The following is an 11830-nucleotide window of genomic DNA, read 5'->3' on the forward strand; positions in this document are numbered from 1 at the left end:
TTTAAATTACTTAAAAACTGAATATAGCAAAGGAGGATTAATATGAAAATTGATGCCTTAATTAATCAAATCTATGAATTGGTTAAACCAATTGCAGATGAACTTAACTATGACATATATCACATTGAATATGTTAAGGAAAATGGAGAATATTATTTAAGAATATATATAGAAAAGGATGGTGGCATCGCTTTAAGTGATTGTGAAGCTCTTTCAAGAAGAGTTAGTGATGTTATGGATGAAAAAGATCCTATAACAGAAGCTTATTTCTTAGAAGTTTCATCACCAGGTTTAAATAGAACATTATTCACAGAAGAACATTATAAGAGATTTGTTGGTAGAGAAGTAATGGTTAGATTTACAAAGTCTCTAGATGGCAAAAAGAACGTTAAAGGTATATTAAAAGAAGTTAATGAAGAAAACATTGTAGTTGAAGCAGATAGCTTAGTAATTGTTCCAAAAGATAAAATAAAATCAACCAATATTGAAGGGGAAATATAGTAAGGAGGGTGTATTTAAGATGAACCAAGAGTTTATAGGTGCTCTTAAAGAAATAGTAAAAGATAAAGGAATTAGTGAAGATTTATTATTCGCAACAATTGAGGATGCATTAGTTGCAGCATATAAGAAAAATTATGCAGGCCCAACATCTTCAGCTCAAAATGTGAAAGTAACAATTGATAGAGAAACTGGAGAAATACATGTATATTCTCAAAAGATAGTTGTAGAAGAAGTATTTGATGATGTTACAGAAATTGGATTGGAAGAAGCAAGAGAAATAAAACCAACTTATGATTTAGATGACGTAGTTGATTTTGAAGTAACACCAAAGAACTTTGGTAGAGTTGCAGCACAACTTGCAAAAGGTGTAGTAACTCAAAGAATTAGAGAAGCTGAAAGAAATATCATATATGGAGAATACAAAGAAAAAGAATATGATATTATAACAGGTACAGTTTTAAGAGAAGATAAAGGAAATGTTTTTGTTAATATAGGTAAATTAGAAACAGCTATTGGACCAAAAGAACAAATTCCAAGAGAGAAGTATAAATTTAATGAAAAAATTAAATTATATTTAGTAGAAGTTAAAAATACACCAAAGGGAGCTCAAATTATAGTTTCTAGAACTCATCCAGGATTAGTTAAGAGATTATTTGAGCTTGAAGTACCAGAAATATACGAAGGTATAGTAGAAATTAAGAGTATTTCAAGAGAAGCTGGTTCAAGAAGTAAGATTGCAGTAGTATCTCATGATGAAAATGTAGACCCAATGGGAGCATGTGTTGGTCCAAAGGGAACTAGAGTACAAAACATAGTTAATGAACTTAAGGGAGAAAAGATTGACATAATTAAATGGAGTAAAAACCCAGAAGAGTTTATTGCAAGTTCTTTAAGCCCAGCAAAAGTACTAAGTGTTACAGTTGATGAGGATACAAAATCAGCTAAGGTTATAGTTGATGATAATCAATTATCCCTTGCAATTGGTAAAGAAGGCCAAAATGTAAGATTAGCTGCTAAATTAACAAATTGGAAGATTGACATAAAGAGTAAGTCACAAGCTGAAGCATTAGAGGAATAAAGGAGGGCTTTTTATGAAAGTAAAGAAGATACCTTTAAGAATGTGCACAGGTTGTATGGAGATGAAGCCTAAAAAAGAACTTATAAGAGTAGTTAGAAGTCAAGATGGTGAAGTTTCTATGGACTTAACAGGAAAAAAATCAGGCAGAGGAGCCTACATCTGTAAAGATATAGAATGCCTAGAAAAGGCATTTAAAACTAAGAGATTAAGTAGAAACCTTGATGCTGTAATAGATGAAGAAATATACAACAGATTAAGGGAAGAGATAATTAATGAATAAATTTTTTAACTTCCTAGGTCTAGCTAAAAGATCAGGGAATCTAATTGAAGGATATAGCAAGTGTGATGAACAGCGTAATAGACGTAATTTTTATCTTGTGATACTATCTAATGATGCATCAGATAGTACAAAGAAAAAATTTAAGAATCATTGCAAGGAAAAAAATATTCCTCTTATAGAAAATTTTTCGAAGGAAGAATTAGGTAGTCCAATTGGGAGAGAGGAAATAAAAGTTTTAGCGATAGTTGATAAAAATATGGCTGAAAAGTTAATATCTTTATACCAAATGGAAGAAGTAACAAATTAACCGGGGGTGATTTTATTGTCAAAGATTAGAGTATATGAATTGGCAAAAGAGCTAAATGTAAGCTCAAAAGATTTAATAAATTTATTAATGGATGAATTTAGTGTAGAAGTAAAAAACCACATGAGTGTTATTGAAGATGAAGATGCTGCACTAATAAAAGAATTATTAGGTGATTCAGCAAGTGATGAGTCAAAGAAGAGCTTAGTTGATGAATATGAAGAAGAATTAGCTGAATCATTAAATAAAGGTGTAAGAAAAAAGAAAAAGACTAAAAAAGAATTAGAGCGTGAAGAAGTAGAAAGAAATGCAGAAGCAGCTTGTGGAGTAATCGAAATAGGCGAAACTATAACTGTTAAAGAGTTATGTGAGAAGCTTGGAAAACCTACAAATGATGTTATTAAGAATTTAATATTCTTAGGCGTTATGGCTGGAGTTAATCAAGAAATAGATTTTGCTACAGCAGAAAAGCTTTGTGAAAAATATGAAGTTTTAGTTGAAAAGAAAGAAGCAGAAACTGAATTAGAAGCTTTTGAAGACGAAAATGATGTAGTTGAAGAAAACTTAGAAAAGAGACCACCGATAGTAACTATTATGGGACACGTTGACCATGGTAAGACTTCTCTTTTAGATGCTATAAGACATGCAAAGGTTACAGCAAGTGAAGCTGGTGGAATAACTCAACACATAGGTGCATACACAGTTTCATTAAATGGAGAAAAGATAACATTCTTAGATACTCCAGGACATGAAGCCTTCACTGCAATGAGAGCTAGAGGAGCTCAAGTTACTGATATAGTTATATTAGTTGTTGCTGCAGATGATGGAATAATGCCACAAACTAAAGAAGCTATAAATCACTGTAAAGCAGCTGATGTTCCAATGATAGTTGCAATCAATAAGATTGATAGACCAGGAGCAAATATTGATAGAGTTAAACAAGAATTAACTGAGCATGGTTTAGTTTCAGAAGACTGGGGTGGAGACACTATATGTGTACCAGTATCAGCTAAGACTGGAGAAAACTTAGAAAGCTTACTTGAAATGGTACTATTAACTGCTGAAATGCAAGAATTAGTAGCAGATCCAAATAGAAAAGCTAAAGGTACTGTAATTGAAGCTAAATTAGACAAAGGTAGAGGTGCAGTTGCATCATTACTTATTCAAAATGGTACTTTAAACGTTGGAGATTCAATATTAGTTGGTTCTACTTATGGTAGAATAAGAGCTATGTTTGATGATAGAGGAAAGAAAATTAAATCTGCTGGACCATCTATTCCAGTTGAAATATTAGGTCTTTCAGAAGTTCCAGCGGCTGGAGATAGATTTGTAGTTTGTAAAGATGAAAAAACTGCAAGAAATATGGCTGAACTTAGAAAGCAAAAAATTAAAGCTGATAGTCATCAAGCATCACATAGAGTATCACTTGAAGATTTATATAGCCAAATTCAAGAAGGTAAAGTTAAGGAACTTGCAATAGTTGTTAAAGCTGATGTTCAAGGTTCAGTTGAGGCAATTAGACAATCATTAGAAAAATTATCAACTGATGATGTTAAAGTAAGAGTTATTCACGGTGCAGTTGGTGCTATAACTGAAACTGATGTTACATTAGCAGCAGCTTCAAATGCACTTATAATTGGATTTAACGTAAGACCAGATAGTAATGCAACTATAGCTGCAGAAAAAGAAAACATCGACTTAAAGACATATAGAATAATATATGATGCTATAGAAGATGTTAAATCAGCTATGATTGGTATGCTTGACCCTGAATATAAAGAAGTTGTAAATGGTAAAGCTGAAGTAAGAATGACTTACAAGATTTCAAATGTTGGTACAATAGCTGGATGTTATGTACTTGATGGTAAAATTGTAAGAAGTTCTGAAGTAAGAGTTATAAGAGACGGTATTGTAATATTTGAATCAACATTAGCTTCATTAAAGAGATTTAAAGATGATGTCAAAGAAGTTGCTAAAGGATATGAATGTGGATTAAGTGTTGAAAAATTCAATGACCTTAAAGAAGGCGATATTATAGAATCATTTACAATGGAAGCTATAAAGAGAAAAGAGCTTTAAGAGGTGTTTTAAATGGCTAACTATAGAGGCGGAAGAATAAACGAAGAAGTCAAAAGAGAAATTAGTAATATAATTAGAAATGAAATTAAAGATCCAAGACTTACAGCAATGGTATCAGTTACAGATGTAAAAGTAACAAAAGATTTAAGATATGCCAAAGTATTTGTAAGTATATTTGGGAAAGATGATGAAGAAAAGAACAATACATTTATTGCTCTAAAAAATGCTAGTGGATATATAAGAAGAGAAATAGGTCAAAGAATTAATTTAAGATATAATCCTCAAATAATTTTTGAAATTGATGATTCTATTAATTATGGAATGCATATTGAAGAGTTAATTCATAAAGTTAAGGGAAAGTAAAATGACATTAAGTCAAATTGCAAACTTAATATTAGAAGGCAAAAAAATAGGCATTACCTACCATGTATCACCTGATGGTGATGCAGTAGGTAGTGTCCTTGCACTTCTTAATGCTTTAAGAAGTTTAAATAAAGAGTGTTATGTAATATCTAAAGATTCTGTTTCTGATAATTTAAAATACTTAAAAGGTTCAGATGAAATAATAGGTGATATTACTGAAGCTAAGGATGAAACTGATATTATAGTAGTTCTAGATTGTGGAAATCTAGATAGAGTAAGTGCAAATTTAGAAGAATTCACTGGCAAAATAATAAATATAGATCATCATCTTTCAAATGATAAATATGGTGATATTAATTATATAGATTCAAAGGCTGCTGCAACAGCAGAAATAATATTTGAATTAGTAAATATCATGGGAATTGATTTTAGTATTGAAAATGATATTACAAAGGACATTGGTACTTGTATATATACTTCAATAGTAACAGATACAGGTGGATTTAGACACTCAAATGTTACAGATAGAACTCATAATATTTGTTCTACATTAAAGAAAATAAATGTAAATAATACATTTATTTATCAAAGCTTATTTGATAATAAGGAGTTTAATAGAATAAAGATTATTGGGAAAGCTCTAAGTAAAATGGAACTTATTTTAGGTGGAAAAGTTGCTTTAATTGAATTAAATAAAACTTTTGCAGATGAGTTTGGAGGAGAAATAGGAGATACATCAGATATTATTTCTTATGGACTTCAAATAAAAGGAGTAGAGGTTACTCTTTTATTAAAAGAAGTAGAAGATGGTGTTAAAGCAAGTCTTAGAGCTAAAAGTTATGTTGATGTAAGAAAGATTGCAGAAGTTTTTGGTGGTGGTGGCCATGTTAGAGCTTCTGGAATAAAGATAAAGAATGTATCAATGGAAGAAGCTAAATATGAAATATTAAATGAAATACAGAAAGAGTTGTAAGATATGAATGGTGTTTTAAATATCTTTAAACCAACAGGAATGACATCTTTTGATGTTGTTAGAATAGTAAAAAAAGTATGTAATACTGGTAAAGTAGGTCATACAGGAACATTAGACCCAGAGGCGAGTGGTGTACTACCAGTTTGTGTTGGAAGAGCAACTAAAATTATAGATTACATAATGGATTCTAAAAAGGTATATGAAGTAGTTTTTAAACTGGGAATTAGGACAACTACTTATGACTTAGAGGGGGAAGTGTTAGAAGAAAGAAATACTGAATCTTTAAAAGATGAAGATATACTAAAAGTTGTAAATAGTTTTAAAGGTCAGTATTCACAAATACCGCCTATGTACTCTGCATTGAAGCAAAATGGTGTTAGATTATATGAACTGGCAAGAAAGGGTATTGAAGTTGAAAGGGAAGGAAGATTAATTACTATTTATAATATAGAAGATATAAAAGTAAATAATCCGTATGTTTCAATGAAAGTAACTTGTTCTAAAGGTACATATATAAGAAGCCTTTGTTATGATATAGGTGAAAAGCTTGGAGTCTTTGCAACGATGACTGAATTAAATAGATCTGCAACATCAGTATTTAATCAAGAACAGGCAATTAATATAAATGATTTAAATAGTGACAATGTAAATGAGTATTTAATATCTATAGAAGATGCATTAAATAGTTATGACACAATTACCGTAGGTATGAGGTATAAGAAATTATTAGTTAATGGTGTTAGAGTTGCAGATACAAGATTTACAAAAGATAAGGTAATTTGTGAAAAATTATATAGAGTATACGATGAAGAGGGTAATTTCATAGGTCTAGGTGAAAAAAATAATAATGGATTTAAGATAGAAAAGTTACTTATGACATAGGAGAAAAACCATGTTAATTTATGATGATGTTATTTTAAAAGATAAAAAAACAAATAACTATGTTGCTCTAGGTAGTTTTGATGGATTACATTTAGGACATTTATCTTTAATAGAAAAAGTTAAAGAGTTAGCTAATAAAAACCATGGAAATTCTATGGTTTTTACATTTAAAAATCACCCAAGAGATTTGATAAGACTTAACGAAAAAGTTGAATTGTTAATGACAAATAATGAAAAAATAAATATTTTACAAAAAGCCAATATAGATATATTAGCTTTTAGAACATTTAATGAAAATATAATGAAAATGCAACCAGAAGATTTTATAAAATGGATTTGCAAAGATTATAATGTAAAAGGTATTGTTGTAGGATTTAACTTTAAGTTTGGATATAAAAATTTAGGTGATATTGAAGTTTTAAGAAAATATAAGCAAGAATATAACTATGAATTAGTTGTTATGGAACCATATAAAATGGATGGTGATATTATAAGTTCAACAAGAATTAGAAGAGAACTTGTAGCGGGGAATATAGATAAGGTAAATAAAATGCTATCTAGACCATATTCATTATCTGGGAAGGTGATCCATGGCAAAAAATTAGGTAGGACAATAGGTTTTCCAACTATAAATATGGAAATCAATCCTAGTAAAATTATACCTGCTAAAGGTGTTTATTATACTAATATCATAATAAATGGAGAAATTTTCAAAGGAATTACATCTGTGGGGAATAATCCTACAGTAAATGGGGAAAACTTAACTATAGAAACTTATGTATTAAATTTCAATAATGAAATATATGGTGAAGAAGTAACACTTTATTTTATTTCCAAAATACGAAATGAAATAAAATTTAATAGTATTAATGAACTAAAAGAACAGCTTGAAAAAGATAAAAATTATGCTATTAATAGCAAGGTGGTATTAAATCATAATTTTATCTAATGCGATAAAGATTATCAAAAAAATATAATTATATAAATTATATTTACAAGTTAGACTTAGTTTGCTATAATACATCATGAAGAACCTACTTCTAAGATCTGAGATTGATAGCTCTTTTCATGGAAATAGGGGATAATTTTACGGAGGTGTCATTATGGACGCAATAAGAAAGCAAGAATTAATCAAACAATACGGAAGACATGAAGGGGACACTGGTTCACCAGAAGTTCAAATCGCTCTTTTAACTGAAAGAATCAACTCATTAACTGGACATTTAAGAGTTCACAAGAAAGACCACCACTCAAGAAGAGGTCTTTTAATGATGGTTGGACAAAGAAGAGGTCTTTTAAACTACTTAGCTGCACAAGATATCGAAAGATATAGAGCTATAATAGCACAATTAGGCTTAAGAAGATAGTCTTTATAGAGCGGGTTTTATCCGCTCTATTGTTTTAAAGATGAAAAATTATAAACAGACAACCTGAAGGGAGGTTAAATAATGACTAATATACTAGAAAAAAGCATAGCTGGTAGAGAAATGAAAGTTGAATTTGGTAGAGTAGGAATGTTATCAAATGCAGCTATTTTTATGAGCTATGGAGATACAGTAATATTAACAAATGTTAACGCTTCAGAAAAACCAAGAGATGGAATAGATTTTTTCCCATTAAGTGTTGAATATGAAGAAAGATTATACGCAGTAGGTAAAATCCCAGGTGGATTTATAAAAAGAGAAGGTAGACCTTCAGAAAATGCAATTCTTTTTGGAAGAGCTGTAGATAGACCATTAAGACCATTATTCCCAAAAGGATATAGAAATGATGTTCAAGTGGTTTGTACAGTAGTGTCAGTAGAACAAGATAACTTACCAGAAATTCTAGCAATTAATGCTGCATCAATGGCATTATGTCTATCAAGTATTCCTTTTACAACTCCAGTTGCAGCAGTGCAAGTAGGACTAATCGATGGAAACTTTGTTTTAAATCCAACATCTAAAGAAAGAGAAGAAAGTATACTTCAATTAACTGTTTGTGCTACAAAAGACAGAGTTATGATGATTGAAGCAGGTGGAGATGAAATACCTGAAGATACAATGATTAAGGCAATTGAATATGGTTTCGAAAAGTGTCAAGATATAGTTGCATTCCAAGAAGAAGCTATGGCTAAGTTTGGTAAAGAAAAGGATGTACCAGTTCTTTATAAACCAAATGAAGATTTAGCAAGTGACATAGAAGCGTTTGCAGGCGAAATGATTAAAGAAGCTATGTGGATAACTGATAAAGATGAAAGAAATGCAGCTATGGATGCAGTAAATGATAAAATAGCAGAAGAGTTCACTGAAAAATATCCAGATAACTTATCAGATATGAAAGAAATCGTATATAACATGCAAAAAGAAGTAGTAAGAGATATGCTTTTAAATCATAAGAGAAGACCTGATGGAAGATCTTTTGATGAAATAAGAAAAATATCTTGTGAAGTTGATTTACTTCCAAGAACTCATGGAACAGGTTTATTTACTAGAGGATTAACCCAAGTAATGACAGTTGCTACTTTAGGAGCAGTTGGAGATATACAAATAATAGATGGTATAGGTGAAACTGAATCAAAGAGATATATGCATCACTATAACTTCCCAGCTTATTCAGTAGGTGAAGTAAAGCCATTAAGAGGACCAGGAAGAAGAGAAATAGGTCATGGAGCTTTAGCGGAAAGAGCTTTAGAACCATTAATTCCTTCAGAGGAAGAATTCCCATATACAATTAGATTAGTTTCAGAAGTATTAAGTTCAAATGGTTCAACTTCTCAAGCATCTGTTTGTGGTTCAACTTTAGCATTACTTGATGCAGGTGTTCCTATTAAGAGACCAGCTGCAGGTATAGCAATGGGACTTATAACTTCAGAAGATTTAACTGATGAAGAAGTATTAACAGATATTCAAGGAATAGAAGACTTCTTTGGAGATATGGACTTTAAGGTTGCAGGTACAACAGAAGGTATAACTTCAATTCAAGTTGATACTAAGATTAAAGGATTAAGCTTTAATGTAATTGAGACAGCTATTAAAAATGCAAGAAAAGCAAGATTACACATCTTAGATAAGATTAATGAATGTATTGAAGCACCAAGAAAAGAAGTTTCTAAGTTTGCACCTAAGACTTCAACAATCTCAATTGATCCAGAAAAAATTAGAGATGTAATTGGAGCTGGTGGTAAAGTTATTAATAAGATAATAGCAGATACAGGAGTTAAGATTGATATAAAGGAAGATGGTACAGTGTTTGTTTCATCACCAGATCATGATGGCGTAAATGAAGCTATTAGAATTATTGAAGGTTTAACTAAAGAAGTTGAAGTTGGAGAAGTTTACTTAGGTAAAGTAACTAAAATTGCTGCATTTGGAGCATTTATAGAAATATTACCTAATAAAGAAGGACTTTGTCACATTTCTAAGTTAGATAAGAAGAGAATAGAAAAGGTTGAGGATGTTGTTTCTGTAGGAGATGAAATTTTAGTTAAAGTAACTGAAATAGATTCACAAGGAAGAATTAATCTTTCAAGAAAAGATGCTCTACCACAAGAAGAAGTAACTGAATAATAAATAGGCAAAAGAGAATATTGTATTCTCTTTTTTTTACTATATAGAATAATTATAAGAAGATTAAAATAAACTAAAAGCAAACTAAGAAAAAATGGAGGTAGTTATGTTTGATTTATATACATTAGATAATGGATTAAGAGTGGTAACTGAATATATTGAGCATGTTAATTCTATAAGTGTTGGAGTTATGGTTCAAAATGGATCAAGAAATGAAACTCAAGACGTTAATGGGATATCTCATTTTATTGAGCATATGTTCTTTAAAGGAACAAATAAAAGAACAGCAAAGGAAATAGTTCAAGATATAGAAAATATAGGTGGACAAATAAATGCTTATACAAGCAAAGAAACTACTTGTTATTATGTAAAGGCATTAGATACTCATGTAGATTTATGTTTAGATGTAATTTCTGATATGATGTTGAATGCAAAATTTGATAGTGAGGAAATAGAAAAAGAAAAAGGTGTAGTTATTGAAGAAATAAATATGAGCCAAGATAATCCAGAGGATGTTTTAGATGATATACATTCACATGCTATTTTCGCTGATGATTCTTTAGCTTATCCTATTTTAGGAACAATTGATAGAATTAAATCTTTTAATAGAGAAAAAATAAAAAATTATATTAAGACTCATTATACACCTTATAACTCAGTTCTTAGTATTTGTGGAAAATTTGATAAAGTAGAATTAAGAAAGCTTATAGAAGAGTATTTCGGAAAATGGAGTAAAGAAGATATATATAATCCAGAATATGATAAAGTAGAACTACATCATGGAAGTAAATATGCCGAAAAACAAATAGAGCAAGTTCATATTAATTTAGGATTAAAAGGATTACCTTATGCAGATGATAGAGCATATTCACTTGTACTTTTAAATAATGTATTAGGTGGAGGGGCCTCATCTTTAATGTTCCAAAAAGTAAGAGAGGAACTTGGGCTTTGTTATAATATTTATTCATATATGCAACCTTATTTAGGTGTTGGTACATTAAATATATATACTGGATTAAGCAATAAATATTCTGATAATGCTTTAGAAGTTATAAATAGAGAATTAATTAAATTTGCTAATGAAGGTATTACAGATGAAATTTTAGCAATAAATAAGGAAAAAATAAAGGCTAGTTATATATTAGGATTAGAAAGTACATCATCAAGAATGTTTGCTAATGCAAAGAGCTTATTATTACAAAATAAAATAAAAACTCAGCAAGATGTTATAGATAGAATTAACAAAATAGATAAAGAGGACATAAACTATGTATTGGAGAAGTGTTTTAAACCAGGAATAATAAGCACGGCATATGTTGGTCAAGATGTAGAAGTAAATAAATTAAATGCTATTTTTGATAATGTAAAAGTTGCATATAAAAATGATTCTACAGGGAAAAGTAGAGTGTAGATTTAAAAGTTAAGTAAAGCACTAAAAGTTTAGAAAGTAATAAATTACCTCCTCTTTGCATAATATTATGTATAAGGAGGTAGTTATTTATGAAGGAATTTGAATATTATGAAAAGAAACCAGATAGTGAAATTAAGCTTTTAAGTGATTTAGAAAGATTTGAAATATTTAATTTAGAATCTGCAGAAAAATATGAAAGTGCACAAAATATAGATTTTATAATCGATGAAAAAGGATATCTAAAATTCTTGGTTGTTGGTGTTAGCACAAATAAGTTTAGTTTTCTTGGTGGTAGTAAAGAATATATTGAAATACCATGGGAATGTGTAACTAAAGTTGGAGCTAATGTCATAGTAATCTCCGCCGATGAAGGAAAGATAAAACGGGCAAGAGCTTAAACTTAAGGGGGAG

At 30.0% G+C, this 11830-nt stretch carries 13 protein-coding genes; all 13 read left to right on the forward strand.

Annotated elements, in window-relative coordinates; all coding sequences use genetic code 11:
• Positions 1-42: 42 nt before the first annotated feature.
• Positions 43-501, forward strand: a complete 459-nt coding sequence (gene rimP / locus LPC13_RS04475; RefSeq protein WP_005216376.1) for a ribosome maturation factor RimP — start codon at positions 43-45, stop codon at positions 499-501.
• 19 nt (positions 502-520) lie between these two features.
• Positions 521-1579, forward strand: a complete 1059-nt coding sequence (nusA, locus tag LPC13_RS04480; RefSeq protein WP_040420239.1) for a transcription termination factor NusA — start codon at positions 521-523, stop codon at positions 1577-1579.
• A 13-nt stretch (positions 1580-1592) separates the two neighbouring features.
• A complete protein-coding gene (gene rnpM / locus LPC13_RS04485) occupies positions 1593-1859 on the forward strand; it encodes an RNase P modulator RnpM (RefSeq protein WP_005216380.1) in 267 nt (88 codons plus the stop codon).
• Entirely contained in the window at positions 1852-2166 is a 315-nt protein-coding gene (locus LPC13_RS04490; protein WP_005216383.1) for a 50S ribosomal protein L7ae-like protein, read from the forward strand. Before rnpM ends, LPC13_RS04490 begins: the two co-directional genes overlap by 8 nt.
• 15 nt (positions 2167-2181) lie before the next feature.
• Positions 2182-4242 carry a translation initiation factor IF-2 gene (gene infB / locus LPC13_RS04495; protein ID WP_234088628.1) on the forward strand — a complete coding sequence of 687 codons (2061 nt, stop codon included), beginning with the start codon at positions 2182-2184 and terminating at the stop codon, positions 4240-4242.
• Between the two features lie 12 nt (positions 4243-4254).
• Positions 4255-4605, forward strand: coding sequence for a 30S ribosome-binding factor RbfA (gene rbfA, locus LPC13_RS04500; protein WP_005216387.1), 351 nt, complete (start codon positions 4255-4257; stop codon positions 4603-4605).
• Between the two features lies 1 nt (position 4606).
• On the forward strand, positions 4607-5578 hold the full coding sequence (locus tag LPC13_RS04505) for a DHH family phosphoesterase (RefSeq protein ID WP_234088629.1): 972 nt from the start codon (positions 4607-4609) through the stop codon (positions 5576-5578).
• 3 nt (positions 5579-5581) lie between these two features.
• Entirely contained in the window at positions 5582-6460 is an 879-nt protein-coding gene (gene truB / locus LPC13_RS04510; RefSeq protein ID WP_005216390.1) for a tRNA pseudouridine(55) synthase TruB, read from the forward strand.
• 10 nt (positions 6461-6470) lie between these two features.
• Entirely contained in the window at positions 6471-7409 is a 939-nt protein-coding gene (locus tag LPC13_RS04515; protein ID WP_195244441.1) for a bifunctional riboflavin kinase/FAD synthetase, read from the forward strand.
• Between the two features lie 154 nt (positions 7410-7563).
• Entirely contained in the window at positions 7564-7827 is a 264-nt protein-coding gene (gene rpsO, locus LPC13_RS04520) for a 30S ribosomal protein S15 (RefSeq protein WP_005216394.1), read from the forward strand.
• Positions 7828-7908: 81 nt separating this feature from the next.
• Positions 7909-10008: a polyribonucleotide nucleotidyltransferase gene (locus LPC13_RS04525; protein ID WP_005216396.1), complete on the forward strand. Its 2100-nt coding sequence runs from the start codon at positions 7909-7911 to the stop codon at positions 10006-10008.
• Between the two features lie 106 nt (positions 10009-10114).
• Positions 10115-11419 carry a M16 family metallopeptidase gene (locus LPC13_RS04530; protein WP_040420241.1) on the forward strand — a complete coding sequence of 435 codons (1305 nt, stop codon included), beginning with the start codon at positions 10115-10117 and terminating at the stop codon, positions 11417-11419.
• Positions 11420-11508: 89 nt separating this feature from the next.
• Complete coding sequence (locus LPC13_RS04535) at positions 11509-11817, forward strand: YlmC/YmxH family sporulation protein (protein ID WP_005216400.1); 309 nt, start codon at positions 11509-11511, stop codon at positions 11815-11817.
• The last annotated feature ends 13 nt before the right edge of the window (positions 11818-11830 follow it).

The sequence above is a fragment of the Clostridium celatum genome, assembly GCF_021412605.1.
Taxonomy (GTDB): domain Bacteria; phylum Bacillota; class Clostridia; order Clostridiales; family Clostridiaceae; genus Clostridium; species Clostridium celatum.